Genomic DNA, 14,484 nt, shown 5'->3' on the forward strand with positions numbered 1-14,484 from the left:
GCGTCCCGCACGCCGCCGGGCGGGGCTGACCCGGCCCGGCCGCCCCGCCCGAACGGGGCGGCTCTCCATCCATCACCCACATCTCCATCCATCACCCACACGGGGGACGCACCACCCATGCCCGAAACCGCCGCCGTCACCGCCCGCGACCGCCTCGCCGACGCCCGCCTCTACCTCTGCACGGACGCCCGCAAGCGCCAGGGCGACCTGCCGGAGTTCCTGGACGCGGTGCTGGCCGGCGGCGTCGACATCGTGCAGCTGCGGGACAAGGGCATGGAGGCGGCGGAGGAACTGGAGCACCTCTCCGTGTTCGCCGAGGCATGCGCCCGGCACGGCAAGCTCCTCGCGGTCAACGACCGGGCGGACGTCGCCCACGCCGCCCGCGCCGACGTACTCCACCTCGGCCAGGGCGACCTCCCGGTGCCCGCCGCCCGCGCGATCCTCGGGGACGACGTCCTCATCGGCCGCTCCACCCACGCCGAGTCCGAGGCCGCCGCCGCTGCCGCGCAGGACGGCGTGGACTACTTCTGCACCGGCCCCTGCTGGCCCACCCCCACCAAGCCCGGCCGCCACGCCCCCGGCCTGGACCTGGTCCGGTACGCCGCCTCCCTCCGCACCGACCGCCCCTGGTTCGCCATCGGCGGCATCGACCTGCGCAACCTGGACCAGGTCCTCGACGCGGGCGCCCGCCGGGCCGTAGTCGTCCGCGCGCTCACCGAGGCCGACGACCCGGGCGCGGCGGCGGCCGAGTTCGCCGAGCGGCTCAGGAGCGCCGCCGATGTCCAAGGGATGGACAAGTAGCCGACAATACGGACAATTCTTCGACTCCGGTTGGGTGACCGGGGACCCCTGGTTAACCTGCCGGTATGGCCCTCGGAACGGCATCCACCAGGACTGATCACGCGCGCACCGTTCGCGACATGCTCGCGACCGGAAAGGCGACGTACTCGTTCGAGTTCTGGGCGCCCAAGACGGAGAAGGGCGAGCGCAACCTCTGGAACGCGCTCCGCAGGGTCGAGGCGGTGGCCCCCAGCTTCGTCTCCGTGACCTACGGCGCGGGCGGCTCCACCCGCGCCGGCACGGTGCGGGCGACCGAGCGGATCGCCTCCGACACCACGCTGACCCCGGTCGCGCACCTCACCGCCGTCAACCACTCCGTCGCCGAACTGCGCAACATCATCGGGCAGTACGCCGACGCCGGCATCCGCAACATCCTCGCCGTGCGCGGCGACCCGCCCGGTGACCCGATGGGCGACTGGGTGCCGCACCCCAAGGGCCTGACCTACGCCGCCGAACTCGTCGAACTCATCAAGGAGTCGGGCGACTTCTGCGTGGGCGTCGCCGCCTTCCCGGAGATGCACCCGCGCTCCGCCGACTGGGACGAGGACGTGACGCGCTTCGTCGACAAGTGCCGGGCCGGCGCCGACTACGCGATCACGCAGATGTTCTTCCACCCCGAGTCCTATCTGAGACTGCGTGACAAGGTCGTCGCGGCGGGCTGCGAGACCCCCGTCATCCCCGAGGTCATGCCGGTGACCAGCGTGAAGATGCTGGAGAGGCTGCCGAAGCTCAGCAACGCCTCGTTCCCCGATGATCTGAAAGAACGGATCCTCACAGCAAAGGACGATCCGACCGCTGTACGCTCCATTGGCATCGAGTTCGCCACGGAGTTCTGCGCGCGGCTACTGGCCGAAGGTGTGCCCGGGTTGCACTTCATCACGCTCAACAACTCCACGGCGACGCTGGAAATCTACGAGAACCTGGGCCTGCACCGCTCACCGCGGGCCTAGACCGGCCGCACGTACATACGACACACTGCGTAGCGGTCACTGGGAGAGGGGCGTACATGGGCTGGGCGGTCCTCTACATCGCGTTCGGCATCGTCGCGCTGTGGCTGCTCGGTGAGGTGCTGCTGCAGTACAAGGCGCGCCTGCGCTGGCGGCTGTTGGCCTTCGCCGGGTTCCTCGGCGTCGTGCTCGGCGTGCTGATCCCGTCGGTCGTCGTCATCGCGCTCGGCGCGATCGCCTTCGCGATCGGCCAGACCTACGTCACCCTGTCGTTCCGCCGCGGCTTCGCGGAGGGGTGGGCCGTCCAGGCCCCGGCGGGCCTCGTCGGCAGCAAGCGCCGCCGCCCCGAACCGGGCCGGAGAGAACCGGAGTTGGAGGTCTCGGGCCTGGAGGCGGCCGAGCCGGGCCCCGGTGGCGAGCACCCGCCCGCCGGCCCCGACGGCACCTCCTCCCTCCAGGACACCGCCGCGTACGGCTACGGGCGCGACGACCAGGACGACGTGTTCGCCTCCGGGCGCCCCACCGACACCCCGGCCGAGGGGACCCCCGTCTACCAGCCGCTGCCGATGCCCGACGACACCGGCACCTACGGCACCTACGACACGGCGGGCTACGGCGGCCAGGACCAGCAGCAGACACCGGCCGCGCAGACCGCGGACGGCTCCTACTCCTACGACTACTCCGGCTACGGCCAGCAGCAGTCCTACGGCTACGACGCCACCGGCCAGGAGCAGTACGCCGCCTACTCCGACCCGTACATCGGCACCCACACCTACGGCGGCACCGGGTACGACACCGGCTACGACACCACCGGGCAGCAGCAGGGGTACGCCCCGCAGGGCTACGGGCAGCAGGACCAGTACGGCACCGGCGGCTACGGCGGCGAGACCCCGGCCGGCGGGGTATGGGTCCCGCAGCAGCGCAGCACCGACGACGCGTACGGCGGCGATCTCCCGCCGGAGCAGCCCTATCCCTACCAACAGGGGGACGGCCAGCACGGGGCACAGGGGCAGCCGCAGGGCGGCCAGGGGTACGACGAGCAGCAGTACCGGTACTGACCCGGGCCCCGGCCCCGCCCCGGCGGCCCGGACGACCGGCCCGCCTCACCGCGAGCCGCGGAACTCCGGCCCCTCCACGATCAGCCCCGCGACCAGCGCGCCCGACATCCCCGCGTGCGGCAGGCCGCCGCCCGGATGCGACCAGCCGCCCACGGTGAACAGGCCGCCCACGCGCGTGGTGTTCGACGGGTGCAGCAGCCGCCCGCCGGCCGCGGCCAGGGCCGGCGCCGGAACCGCTCCGCCCTCGGCACCGGTCGCCTCCGCGACGTCCGCCGGGGTGTGCGTCTCGTGCCAGAGTAGACGGTCGCGCAGCCCGGGGACCGCGCGCTCGGCGACGGCCATCAACTGCTCCGCCCGTTCACTGTGATCCTCCCCGTCCGCCGCCGGTACCACCGCCGTGAGGACGGCCGCCTCGTGCTCCGCGTCCGGTGTCAGCGCCGGGTCGTCCGGCCGCAGCACCGTCACCGTCGGCCGCGCGCTCATGCCGGGGGCGTCGCCGAACAGGGCGGCCAGCTCGGCGTCCCGGTCCGGCGCGTGCACCACCGTGCGGTGCGCGACGCCCTCGGGCCGGCCGCCGCGCAGCGCCAGCAGCACCGTCAGCCGGCTCGCCCCGCCCCGCCGCGCCGGGACCTCGCCGGCCTCGCGTATCCCCGCGCCCCCGGTGAGACGGTCCAGCACGCCGGGCGCGACACCTGCGACCACGAAGTCGGCCTCCGCCACCGTGCCGTCCGCCAGCTCCACGCCCGCCGCCCGGCCGTCCTTCTCGGTGACCGCCGCGACCTCGGTGCCGAAGCGGAACTCCACCCTGCGGGCCAGGCACCGCTCGTACACCGCCCGCGCCAGCTCGCGCAGACCGCCGCGGACGTACCAGACGCCGAAGGCGTGCTCCATGTACGGCAGCACCGCGGCGCTCGCCGGAGCCGTACGGGGATCGAGGCCGTGGGCCAGGGCGTGGCTCTCCAGGAGCGCGGCCAGCCGGGGGTCGCGCAGCTCCCAGGCGCCGACCTCGGCGAGCGTGCCGGCCCGGCGGGTGCGCAGCAGCCGCTTGTGCGGGACGGCCGGGTAGGGCTCGCGCTCGCCCAGCACCCGCCAGTCGGGCCACAGCGGCTCCTCCAGCAGCGGCCGGCGCGTCCGGTCCCAGGCCTCGCGGGCCCGCACCAGGAAGTCGCCCCAGCGCTGACCGGCGCCCGCGCCGAGCCCCTCGTCCAGCGCGCCGACGACGCCCGCGCGTGAGGCGTTGGGCAGCACCACCTCGGTGCCGTCCGCGAAGACGTGCCGGGACGACGGGTCGACCTGCACCGTCTCGACGCACTGCTCCAGCGGCTCCTTGCCGGTCTTGACGAAGAGGTCCCGCCAGACCGCGGGCAGCGGCAGCAGACCGGGCCCGGTGTCGAAGGAGAAACCGTCCCGCTCGAAACGGCGCACCGCCCCGCCGTACGTCCCGGTGCGCTCGTACACCGTCACCCGGTGGCCCGCGACGGCCAGCCGGGCCGACGCCGCCAGCGCGCCCATCCCGGCGCCGATCACCGCAATCCGTGCCATGCCAGGGACTTTATCCGCCACCGCTGACAATCCCGTCGGGAGGGCCCTGACCTGCGGTCTTCCGCGCGGTACCGGGCCGGGGGAGTTCCGGAGCGGGCGCGGTGCGCACCAGACGGGGGAGGGAGGGCGTGGGGAGGGGAGCGCAGGGCTGAGTATCCGTACCTAGGCGGACAGTTGAGTACCCGCACGGATGGGGGCCGACCTGCGGAAACGAGAGAGTGAGGGCACGGAGAGGGGCACGGCCGCGGCACCGGCGACACGGGGCGCCGGAGCGGTGGCCGGGCCCACGATCCGCTCCTTCCGCCGGCCGAGACCGGCGGGAGCGAGGCACGGGGGAACCCGGAGGACGGCCGTACGGGGGAACGTGAGGCGGTCCGACGGGGGAACGTACGGGGGACGTACGGGGGAGCAACAGGGAGCGCCGGTCCGGCGGTGGCCCGCGGGGGACGCGGCCACAACGGACCGGCGCTCTCCCGTGTGCCCGTCCGCCCGCCCCGAGCCGGTCACCGCATCGTGCCCGGCACCACCCGAAGCGACTCCTGCGCGAACTCCTGATCGAGGCAAAAGTCCAGGTCGGAACGGATTGTCAGTGCCATACCCCACGATGGGTACTCACGGCACCCGTGCCGTCACACAGACGACAGGAGGTTCGTCATGGCCAACTCCTCCGCGGCCGCCGCCCGTCGGCGCCGCGCCACCGGCCCTGCCCCCTCACTGACCGGCCCGGCGAGCGACGTGCACCCCGTGCTGCGCCGGGCCACGGCCCCGCCCGCCGCCCTCGACCTCCTCGCCCAGGCCCACGCCGGACTGGACGAGGCCGCCGTCCTGGAAACCCCCAACGAGCGGTACGCGCGGGCCCACCTCGCCGCCCTGCGCACCGCGGCCGCCGTGCTCGCGGCCCGGGGCCGCCCGGAACCCACGGCCAGGGCCCGGGCCCGGATCCGCAGCGCCTGGGAGGTGCTGCCCGAGATCGCGCCCGAGCTGACCGAGTGGAGCGCGCTGTTCGCCTCGGGGGCCCGGCGCCGCGCCCGGGCCGAGGCGGGCATCAAGGGCGCGGCGAGCAGTCGGGACGCCGACGACCTCGTACGCGACGTGGCGATGTTCCTGCGCCTGGTGGAGCGGATGCTGGTCCTCCAGCCGGTCCTCCCGCAGCCCCGTGCCGACGGCGACCGGCCGGAGAGCGGCGGGCCCCCCGGCCCCGGTGACCCTCGGGACGGCGCTCCGGAAGCCCCGGGGCGCGGCCTGCCGGACGCGGGGTGACCCTCGGATGCTCCCCTGATTCCGGGCCTGATCCCGAGCCTGGTCCCGGGCGGTTCGCCCCCGGTGGCACGTGGCACCAGCGGAGTGACCGGGCAGGGCGGAGGAGGTCATGAGGAGGCAATAGGGTGGGAGACGCCTGAAGTCTCCCCCCTTCCTCACCGGGCAGAGGGGAGGCAGCCCGTTCGCTCCGCCGCGCAGAGGCGGTGCCGCGCCGAGGAGTCAACTGCCGTGTCGGACCCGTCGCGCCCCCGCGCCTCCCTCCGTACCGCCGTGGTCTGGGAGGTTCTCAGGGACGCCCTCGACCGCCGCGTCAAGGCCACGGGACGGCCGGCGCTGGACGTCCTCGACACCGGGGGCGGCAGCGGCAACTTCGCCGTGCCCCTGGCCCGCCTGGGCCACCACGTCACCGTCGTCGACCCCAGCCCCAACGCCCTGTTCGCCCTGGAGCGCCGGGCCGCCGAGGCGGGCGTCGACGACCGGGTGCGGGGCGTGCAGGGCGACGCCCACGGCCTCTTCGACGTGGCCGAGCGCGGCGGGTACGACGCCGTGCTCTGCCACGGCGTCCTGGAGTACGTCGACGACCCGGCCGAGGGCGTCCGCAACGCGGTGGCCGCCCTGCGGCCCGAGGGCGTCCTCAGCCTGCTCGCCGCCGGCCTGGGCGGCGCGGTCCTCGCCCGCGCCCTCGCCGGGCACTTCACCGAGGCCCGCCAGGCCCTCGGCGACCCGGACGGCCGCTGGGGCACCGGCGACCCCGTCCCGCGCCGCTTCACCGCCGAGCAGCTCACCGCCCTGGTCGAGGGCGCGGGCCTGACGATCGGCGCCGTCCACGGGGTGCGGGTCTTCGCCGACCTCGTCCCCGGCGTCCTGGTGGACACCGAGCCCGGGGCCCTGGACGCGCTGCTGAAGCTGGAGGCCGCCGCGGCCGAACTCCCGGCCTTCCACTCCGTGGCCACCCAGCTCCATGTGCTCGGTGAGACCCGAGGGACCGACGGGACCTGAAGGGTCTGAGCCACCTGGCGGGATATGGCCCTGATCAGCTACTTGCGTGCACATGGAGTACGCCACAGGCCCCCCGAACGGGGGCCCGGCGCCGTATGATCGAAGGAGACCGCCCGGCATGACGGGCCGGCCGCTGGGGAATGGAAATCTAGCGGGCCGGGACGTCCATGGCGGAAACCGGTTGGCCAATTGGCGTAGAGGGGCGGGTTTCACGGGGGCGATTCCCTGCCTATCCTGAAGGGACCCCCCGGGTCGCCCCGGCGACTGCACGATGAGGAGGACGCCGTGCCGCTCTCGGAGCACGAGCAGCGCATGCTCGAGCAGATGGAGCGAGCGCTGTACGCCGAAGATCCCAAGTTCGCGACAGCGCTCGAGGGAAGCGGGCTGCGTACGTACACCCGGCGACGGGTCTACCAGGCGGTCGCGGGCTTTCTCGTAGGTATCGCACTCCTCATGGCCGGAATGGTCGCCAAGCAGGTCTGGCTCAGCGTGGTGGGCTTCCTCGTCATGCTGGGCTGCGCGGTCCTCGCGGTGACCGGCTGGCGCAAGGCCCCCAAGCCGGGCGAGCAGCCCGCCGCCGGAGCCGCGCCCCAGGCACGCCGCCAGGGACGGCCGAAGCGCTCGATGATGGACCGCATCGAAGAGCGCTGGCAGCGCCGCCGCGACGAGCAGGGCGGGCACTGACCGCGCTGACCGGACCGGGCCGACGGCCCGGACGGCATGAGTGACGACGTGAGTGAGGGGCGGCCACCGACCGGTGGCCGCCCCTCACTCGTTCTTCGCCCGTTCTACGGCCGTGCTCAGCTCTCGGCCCCCCGGCCCCTCGGCCTGCGCGGGGCGGGACGGGCCGACGCCACACGGTGCTTGAGAGCGGCCCAGCGGGCCGCCGCCGCCCAGATCACCCGTACGGCCGAGCGCGGTGCGAAGCGGGCGCGCAGCCGCGCTCCCCGGCCGGCCGTGGCCCCCAGCCCGGCCGCCGCCCGGTACACGTCCTCCGCCAGTACCGTGGCCGGACGCGGGCGGGGAGCGTAGAGGACCTGCTCCACGGCGTCCGCCACCCGGTGCACGGCCGCGGCGGCCGGCGGATCGAGCCGCCCCAGCCGCACGACCCGGGCCGCGGCCTTGCGCGGGGTCCGCGACTCGTCCGGCGCGATGCCGTAGTCCCACGCCGTGTCCGTCAGCTCCTGCCAGGCCGCCAGGGTGCGGGCCGCCGCGTCCGCCGCGCCGCGGCCGTGCGCCCCGAGCCGCAGCGCCCGCCGACGGGCCCGCCACAGCATCGGGAAGAGCGGGACGACCAGGACCAGCAGCACGCCCAGCGCCCAGGCCAGCCGGACGTACCACTTCGGGCCGTCGTCGCCGGCGGCGAGCGCGGCCTGCGGGGACTCGCTCGCGCAGGCGTCCAGCTTCTTGTCCTGGGCCGTGCAGCTCTCGCTCGCCGACGCGGAGGCGGACGGCGCCTCCGACACCTCCTGGGACGGGCGGGCGGCGTCCGGCAGCGTGGTGCCCGGCGAGTCCGGCACGGTGTACGACGGTATCGAGCCGCGGTTGGGGGTCGGCTCGAAGCGGGTCCAGCCGACGCCCTCGAAGTACAGCTCCGGCCAGGCGTGCGCGTCCCGCAGGCCCACCGACACCGTCCCGTCCGCCTGCGGGGAACCCGGGGCGAAGCCGACCGCGACCCGGGCCGGTATGCCCAGGGAACGGGCCATCGACGCCATGGCGAACGAGAAGTGCACGCAGAAGCCCTGCTTGTCCCGCAGGAAGCGGGCGATCGCCTGGGAGCCGCTGCCGACCTGCACCTGGGTGTCGTACTCGAAACCGCCGGTGACCGCGAAGTACTCCTGGAGCCTGACGGCCTGGTCGTAGGCGTCGGTGGCGCCCGCGGTGACCTCCCGGGCGGTCCGGGACACGATCGCCGGCAGCGAGTCGGGCAGCTCGGTGAACTCGCGTTCCATCGCCGCCGAGGGCTCCGGCGCGGCGGCCAGCTGCTCCGCCGTCGGCCGCACCTCCAGGCTCTTGACGTCGTACGTCAGACCGCGGGTGTTCTGGCCGTGGTCGCCGACCAGGGTCATGCCGACCGGTTCGTACCGCCAGGCGCCGCTGACCAGCACGCCGCTCGGCGGGTACGGCATCGGCAGCCAGTCCTGGGCGTACCAGTCCGCCGCCGAGATCGTGGTCCGCGTCTCCCTGCGCTCGACCTCGGGGCCGAGTCCGGGGGGCGTGGGGAAGGCGCCGTCCGGGACGGAGGTGATCTGCCGCTTGGACGGCTTCCAGGTGGTGCCGTCGAAGTCGTCCAGGGAGACGATCCGCAGATAGAGGTCGGAGATGTCGCTCGACTCGGTGCGGACGAAGAGGACCTGGCGGTTCTCGTCCACGTTCAGGCTGTCGCGCAGGGACACCAGCGGGTTCACCGCCGAGATGGTGCCGCCGCCTCCGTCGCCGGAGCCCACGCCCGTGCCGGCGCCGCCCAGCAGGCCGCCGTTCATCGCGGGCAGACCGAGCGGCACCACCAGGGCGACGCCCAGCGCGACCACGCCGATCCGCCGGCCGGTGCGGACCGGGGCGAGGGCACGGGCCGGCCCGGCGCCCGGGGCGCGGGGGGCACCGCCGAAGACCCGGCCCCACTGGGAGAGCCGCTCACGGCCCTCGGCCAGCAGCAGCATCAGATAGCCGGCCGCCGCGACCAGGAACCACAGCCAGTCGGTGCCGCCGTCCGACAGCCCCGCGGCCACCGAGTACAGCGCCAGCAGGGGCAGACCCGCCGGAGCCGCGCCGCGGAAGGTCACCGCGAGGGTGTCCACCAGCAGGCCGATCACCAGCACGCCGCCGACCAGCATCAGCCGGATGCCGTCGGACTCCAGCGGCGCCGGGATCGCGTACCGCGCGATGTCGTCGCCGCCCTGCTCCAGCAGCCCGGCGAAGTGCCGGAAGGTGTCCGGGCCGGGAACCAGACCGGCGAACGACTGCTCGCGGGCGAAGGCCAGGGTCAGCAGCACCAGCGCGGCCAGGGCCTGTGCCGCGACCGTCAGCCACCGGGCCGACGGGACCCGGCGGACCGCCGCGCCCACCCCGGACTGGATCGCCAGCAGCAACGCGGCCTGCACGATCCAGGTGGCCGGATCGACCAGCGGCAACAACGCGCACGACGCCATCAGCGTGGCCGCCCACGCGCACAACGCCATCCGTGCCCGCCCGCTCATCGCACGCCCTCCCCGCCGTTCGCCGTCATGAGGCCGGAGCGTTCCTGTTCCGCCCGGCGCCACCGTTCCTCCAGTGACGCCCCGCGCTCCACGCCCACGGCCGTCCAGCCGGACTCGCGCAGCAGCCGCAGCCGCAGCCGCAGCCGCTCCGCGTGCTCGCCCGACGGGCCGGGGACGTCCGTCGGTTCCCGCAGCCAGGTGTCGCTGTCCAGGACGAAGGCGAGGGCGCCGCCGCTGCGCCGGCTCATCTTGGCGGCGACCGCCGCCTGCTCCTCGTCCAGGTCGCCGAAGAACGCCACCAGCAGTCCCTCGTTGCCGCCGCGCAGCACGTCGTAGGCCCGGGACAGGCCCGTGTGGTCGGAGTGGTCGATCACCGCGAGGGTGTCCATCATCAGCCCGGCCGCGTCCGCCGTCTCCTGCGTGGCGCCCGCGAAACCGTCGGCGCCCTCGCCCGGCACCGAACTGCCGGTGTCCGTCAGCAGCCGGACGGAGAAGCCCCGTTCCAGCATGTGCACCAGGACCGACGCCGCGCCCGACACCGCCCACTCGAAGGCCGAGTCGGGCCCGGCCCCCTCGTAGGCGATGCCCCGGGTGTCCAGCAGGACCGTGCAGCGGGCCCGCTGCGGCTGTTCCTCGCGGCGCACCATCAGCTCGCCGTAGCGGGCGGTGGAGCGCCAGTGCACGCGGCGCAGGTCGTCGCCGTGGCGGTACCCGCGCGGGATCACGTCGTCCTCGCCCGCCAGGGCCAGTGAGCGCTGCCGCCCGTCGCCGTACCCCTTGGCCTCGCCGCCCAGGCGTACCGGGGGCAGCGGTTCCACGCGCGGGATCACCGTGAGGGTGTCCTGCGCCGAGAAGGAACGGGTCAGTTCGCACATGCCGAACGGGTCGGTCAGACGGAGCTGGAGCGGGCCCAGGGGGTAGCGGCCGCGCAGGTCGGAGCGGACCCGGTAGGAGACCTCCCGGCTGCCGCCCGCCTCGACGCGGTCGAGGACGAAGCGGGGGCGGGGGCCGAGCACGTAGGGCACGCGGTCCTGGAGCATCAGCAGGCCGGTGGGCAGCCGCGAGACGTTCTCCACGCGCAGGTGGACCCGGGCCTCGCCGGTGGCCGGTACGCGCGCGGGGGAGAGCCTGCGGCTGCCCGCGACCCGGTACCGCGTGCGGTACAGCACCACCGCGCACACCAGCGGCAGCACCGCCAGCAGCAGCCCGACCCGGAGCAGATCGCTCTGCCCGAGGACGTACGCGCAGATCGCCGCCGCCACGCCGGCGGCCAGGAAGGAGCGGCCACGGGTGGTCAGACCGGCCAGCGCGGTCCGCAGACCGCCCCCGTCCCCCCGCTCGCCCTCCGCCCGGCCCGTCCCCCCGGCGGTCATCACAGCCTCCGCGGCGGCTGCTGACCGTACGCCGGCCCGTAACCGCTCGGCGTCCGGCCGTCGGAGGGCACCGGGGTGCGCTGGAGGATCTCCTGCACCACCTGTTCGGAGGTACGGCGGTTCAGCTGGGCCTGGGCGGTGGGCAGCAGCCGGTGCGCCAGCACGGCGACGGCGAGTGCCTGCACGTCGTCCGGCAGCGCGTACTCCCGGCCGCTGAGGGCGGCGGTCGCCTTCGCCGCGCGCAGCAGATGCAGGGTGGCGCGCGGCGAGGCGCCGAGTCTGAGGTCGGGGTGGTCGCGCGTGGCGGAGACCAGGTCCACGGCGTACCGCCGCACCGGCTCGGCGACGTGGACGCCGCGGACCGTCTCGATCAGCTTCAGGATCTCGTGCGCGTGCGCCACCGGCTGGAGGTCGTCCAGCGGGTTCACCCCGCCGTGCACGTCGAGCATCTGCAACTCGGCCTCGGCGCTGGGGTAGCCGATGGAGACCCGGGCCATGAAGCGGTCGCGCTGGGCCTCGGGGAGCGGGTAGGTGCCCTCCATCTCCACCGGGTTCTGCGTCGCCACCACCATGAAGGGGCCGGGCAGCTCATAGGTGTTGCCGTCGATGGTGACCTGCCGCTCCTCCATCGACTCCAGCAGCGCGGACTGGGTCTTGGGCGAGGCGCGGTTGATCTCGTCGCCGATCACCACCTGGGCGAAGATGGCACCCGGCTTGAACTCGAAGTCCCGGCGCTGCTGGTCCCAGATGGACACCCCGGTGATGTCGGACGGCAGCAGGTCGGGCGTGAACTGGATGCGCCGCACCGAGCAGTCCACGGACCGGGCCAGCGCCTTGGCCAGCATGGTCTTCCCGACCCCCGGGACGTCCTCGATCAGCAGATGTCCCTCGGCGAGCAGCACCGTCAGGGAGAGCCGGACGACCTCGGGCTTGCCCTCGATCACGCCCTCCACCGACTCGCGTACCCGCTCGACCACAGCGGTCAGATCAGTGAGACTCGCTCGATCGTCATAGGTCGTCACCCGGTCCTCCTCGGTCTTTCCCCTTGCCCCCGTAGGAGCCCCCGGACCACGGACACCCCGCGGAAGAGGTCCCGCGCGGCACCGCTCCCCGCATTCTTGCTGCCGTTACCGATTCGTGTCACTCGCCTGTGGACAACTGCCCGCGATATGTCGGACCTTGCGGTCTTTCGCGTGTCCTATCGATGTGCTGTCACCCGATGTCACCCGAGGCCGCTGACGCCACCCGGGCCCGGACCGCGCCGCGCCCGGACCGGGCGCGGCCCGGTCCGGTGCCTCGGGTACGGCGTGTCAGGCCGGGTCGATCTCCCGCAACCGGCCGGTCCGCACGTCGAAGACGAAGCCGCGTACGTCGTCGGTGTGCGCCAGGAACGGGGAGGTGCGCACCCGCTGGATCGACTGCCGTACATCCTGGTCGACGTCCCGGAAGGACTCCACCGCCCAGACCGGGCGCTGGCCGACCTCCGTCTCCAGTTCGGTGCGGAAGTCCTCGGTGAGGGTCTCCATGCCGCAGCCGGTGTGGTGGATGAGGACCACGCTGCGGGTGCCCAGCTTGCGCTGGCTGACGGTCAGGGAGCGGATCACGTCGTCGGTGACCACACCGCCCGCGTTGCGGATGGTGTGGCAGTCGCCGAGGTTCAGGCCGAGCGCGGCGTGCAGGTCGAGTCGGGCGTCCATGCAGGCCACGACCGCGACGCGCAGGACGGGACGGGCGTCCATCCCGGGGTCGGCGAAGTCGGCGGCGTAGCGCGCGTTCGCCTCGACGAGGCGGTCGGTGACGGTGCCGCCGCCGGTGGCGGCGTCGGAGCCTGCGGGAACAGATGCAGAAGTCGTCATATCCCTGACGTTACTGGTCACCGGCGCGCACGGCCCGCCGTGAAGACGGACAAAGAACGCCGGGGAGCCCTGGTGTGAGCTAACCCACAGGAGTGGTCACCGTGCGTCCGTACGGGTGAAGTGCCCCCGGATCCCGCTTCCCGGGCCCCCGGGCCCGCGACGCGCAGGCCGGTTGATTGACCGGGAGACAGGGTGGACTAAAGTGACGCGAAGCGGGAGGCGAGGCTCTCCCCGCTGGACTGAAACCCCGGAGACCTGGGCGCCGTGGTGCCCGTACTCCCCACGTGCGCGGCGCGTACGTACGGCTCGGCCTCCTCCCGCTCCCGGCCGGCCGACGCTTCCGGCGCCGGCAGGTTCCCCCGTCACGGGGGTCCCCGCCCCGCCGGGGGAGGATGGGGACCCGACGGTGCGTGACGCCGCGCCGGATCCGAGAGGCCGACCCCCCTTGAGCCAGAGTCGACACGTCCCGGTGATGCTCCAGCGGTGCCTGGACCTGCTGGCGCCCGCCCTGGAGGAACCGGGGGCGGTGGTCGTCGACTGCACCCTCGGCCTCGGCGGGCACAGCGAGGCCCTGCTGGAGCGCTTCCCCGAGGCCCGGCTCGTCGCCCTGGACCGCGACAAGGAGGCCCTGCGCCTGTCCGGCGAGCGGCTCGCCCCCTACGGCGAGCGCGCCACCCTGGTGCACGCCGTCTACGACGAGCTGCCCGACGTGCTCGACCGGCTCGGCGTCCCCCGCGTCCAGGGCGTGCTGTTCGACCTCGGCGTCTCCTCCATGCAGCTCGACGAGGCCGACCGCGGCTTCGCGTACGCGCAGGACGCCCCGCTGGACATGCGCATGGACCAGACGACCGGCATGAGCGCCGCGGAGGTCCTCAACACCTACCCGCCGGGCGAACTCGTCCGCATCCTGCGCGCCTACGGCGAGGAGAAGCAGGCCAAGCGGATCGTCTCCGCGATCGTCCGGGAGCGGGAGAAGGAGCCGTTCACCAACAGCGCCCGGCTGGTGGAGCTGATCCGCGGCGCGCTGCCGCAGGCCGCCAAGCGCACCGGCGGCAACCCGGCCAAGCGCACCTTCCAGGCGCTGCGCATCGAGGTCAACGGCGAGCTGTCGGTCCTGGAGCGGGCGATCCCGGCCGCCGTCGAGGCGCTCGCCGTCGGCGGACGGATCGCCGTGCTGTCCTACCACTCGCTGGAGGACCGGCTGGTCAAGCAGGTCCTCGCGGCGGGCGCGGCCAACACGGCCCCGCCGGGGCTGCCGGTGGTCCCCGAGCGGTACGCGCCCCGGCTCAAGCTGCTCACCCGCGGTGCCGAACTTCCCACCGAGGAGGAGATCGCCGAGAACCGTCGGGCGGCCCCGGCGCGGCTGCGCGGCGCGGAGCGGATCAGGGAGTCCACCGAGTGAACCGAGTCAG

At 74.2% G+C, this 14,484-nt stretch carries 12 protein-coding genes; 7 read left to right on the plus strand and 5 right to left on the minus strand.

The window, feature by feature from the left end:
- The first annotated feature begins 117 nt into the window (after positions 1 to 117).
- The 3 genes from thiE (at position 118) to J7I94_RS16450 (ending at position 2,845) form a co-directional block, all read left to right on the plus strand.
- Positions 118 to 801, plus strand: coding sequence for a thiamine phosphate synthase (gene thiE / locus J7I94_RS16440; protein ID WP_215167854.1), 684 nt, complete (start codon positions 118 to 120; stop codon positions 799 to 801).
- A 65-nt stretch (positions 802 to 866) separates the two neighbouring features.
- Positions 867 to 1,790: a methylenetetrahydrofolate reductase [NAD(P)H] gene (gene metF / locus J7I94_RS16445; RefSeq protein WP_215167855.1), complete on the plus strand. Its 924-nt coding sequence runs from the start codon at positions 867 to 869 to the stop codon at positions 1,788 to 1,790.
- A 56-nt stretch (positions 1,791 to 1,846) separates the two neighbouring features.
- Positions 1,847 to 2,845 carry a hypothetical protein gene (locus J7I94_RS16450; RefSeq protein WP_215167856.1) on the plus strand — a complete coding sequence of 333 codons (999 nt, stop codon included), beginning with the start codon at positions 1,847 to 1,849 and terminating at the stop codon, positions 2,843 to 2,845.
- Between the two features lie 45 nt (positions 2,846 to 2,890).
- Here the strand turns inward: J7I94_RS16450 and J7I94_RS16455 are convergent, their stop codons facing one another.
- Positions 2,891 to 4,387, minus strand: coding sequence for an NAD(P)/FAD-dependent oxidoreductase (locus tag J7I94_RS16455; RefSeq protein ID WP_215167857.1), 1,497 nt, complete (start codon positions 4,385 to 4,387; stop codon positions 2,891 to 2,893).
- A gap of 654 nt (positions 4,388 to 5,041) precedes the next feature.
- Between J7I94_RS16455 and J7I94_RS16460 the strand changes: the two genes are divergently transcribed.
- The 3 genes from J7I94_RS16460 (at position 5,042) to J7I94_RS16470 (ending at position 7,330) form a co-directional block, all read left to right on the plus strand.
- On the plus strand, positions 5,042 to 5,647 hold the full coding sequence (locus J7I94_RS16460; protein ID WP_215167858.1) for an SAV_6107 family HEPN domain-containing protein: 606 nt from the start codon (positions 5,042 to 5,044) through the stop codon (positions 5,645 to 5,647).
- A gap of 228 nt (positions 5,648 to 5,875) precedes the next feature.
- Positions 5,876 to 6,646, plus strand: a complete 771-nt coding sequence (locus J7I94_RS16465) for a methyltransferase (protein WP_215167859.1) — start codon at positions 5,876 to 5,878, stop codon at positions 6,644 to 6,646.
- A gap of 285 nt (positions 6,647 to 6,931) precedes the next feature.
- Positions 6,932 to 7,330, plus strand: a complete 399-nt coding sequence (locus J7I94_RS16470) for a DUF3040 domain-containing protein (protein ID WP_215167860.1) — start codon at positions 6,932 to 6,934, stop codon at positions 7,328 to 7,330.
- A gap of 116 nt (positions 7,331 to 7,446) precedes the next feature.
- On the opposite strand, the gene J7I94_RS16475 is transcribed toward J7I94_RS16470, so the two are convergent.
- From J7I94_RS16475 to J7I94_RS16490, 4 genes are all read right to left on the minus strand, one after another.
- Entirely contained in the window at positions 7,447 to 9,843 is a 2,397-nt protein-coding gene (locus J7I94_RS16475; protein ID WP_215167861.1) for a DUF3488 and transglutaminase-like domain-containing protein, read from the minus strand.
- A complete protein-coding gene (locus J7I94_RS16480) occupies positions 9,840 to 11,216 on the minus strand; it encodes a DUF58 domain-containing protein (protein ID WP_215167862.1) in 1,377 nt (458 codons plus the stop codon). Before J7I94_RS16480 ends, J7I94_RS16475 begins: the two co-directional genes overlap by 4 nt.
- Positions 11,216 to 12,238, minus strand: a complete 1,023-nt coding sequence (locus tag J7I94_RS16485) for a MoxR family ATPase (RefSeq protein ID WP_215167863.1) — start codon at positions 12,236 to 12,238, stop codon at positions 11,216 to 11,218. Before J7I94_RS16485 ends, J7I94_RS16480 begins: the two co-directional genes overlap by 1 nt.
- 288 nt (positions 12,239 to 12,526) lie before the next feature.
- On the minus strand, positions 12,527 to 13,072 hold the full coding sequence (locus J7I94_RS16490; protein ID WP_215167864.1) for a carbonic anhydrase: 546 nt from the start codon (positions 13,070 to 13,072) through the stop codon (positions 12,527 to 12,529).
- Positions 13,073 to 13,517: 445 nt separating this feature from the next.
- Here J7I94_RS16490 and rsmH point away from each other — a divergent pair, with 445 nt between their 5' ends.
- Positions 13,518 to 14,474 (plus strand): 16S rRNA (cytosine(1402)-N(4))-methyltransferase RsmH, encoded by a 957-nt coding sequence (gene rsmH / locus J7I94_RS16495; protein WP_215167865.1) that lies wholly within the window; start codon positions 13,518 to 13,520, stop codon positions 14,472 to 14,474.
- Positions 14,475 to 14,484: the final 10 nt, after the last annotated feature.

The sequence above is a fragment of the Streptomyces sp. ISL-12 genome, assembly GCF_018614415.1.
Taxonomy (GTDB): domain Bacteria; phylum Actinomycetota; class Actinomycetes; order Streptomycetales; family Streptomycetaceae; genus Streptomyces.

Bases quoted from the DNA above. Each gene is read 5' to 3' on its own strand.
- J7I94_RS16455 (WP_215167857.1), bottom strand. From the start codon at position 4,387: ATGGCACGGATTGCGGTGATCGGCGCCGGGATGGGCGCGCTGGCGGCG.
- J7I94_RS16450 (WP_215167856.1), top strand. From the start codon at position 1,847: ATGGGCTGGGCGGTCCTCTACATCGCGTTCGGCATCGTCGCGCTGTGG.
- J7I94_RS16490 (WP_215167864.1), bottom strand. From the start codon at position 13,072: ATGACGACTTCTGCATCTGTTCCCGCAGGCTCCGACGCCGCCACCGGC.
- J7I94_RS16475 (WP_215167861.1), bottom strand. From the start codon at position 9,843: ATGAGCGGGCGGGCACGGATGGCGTTGTGCGCGTGGGCGGCCACGCTG.
- thiE (WP_215167854.1), top strand. From the start codon at position 118: ATGCCCGAAACCGCCGCCGTCACCGCCCGCGACCGCCTCGCCGACGCC.
- J7I94_RS16460 (WP_215167858.1), top strand. From the start codon at position 5,042: ATGGCCAACTCCTCCGCGGCCGCCGCCCGTCGGCGCCGCGCCACCGGC.
- metF (WP_215167855.1), top strand. From the start codon at position 867: ATGGCCCTCGGAACGGCATCCACCAGGACTGATCACGCGCGCACCGTT.
- J7I94_RS16480 (WP_215167862.1), bottom strand. From the start codon at position 11,216: ATGACCGCCGGGGGGACGGGCCGGGCGGAGGGCGAGCGGGGGGACGGG.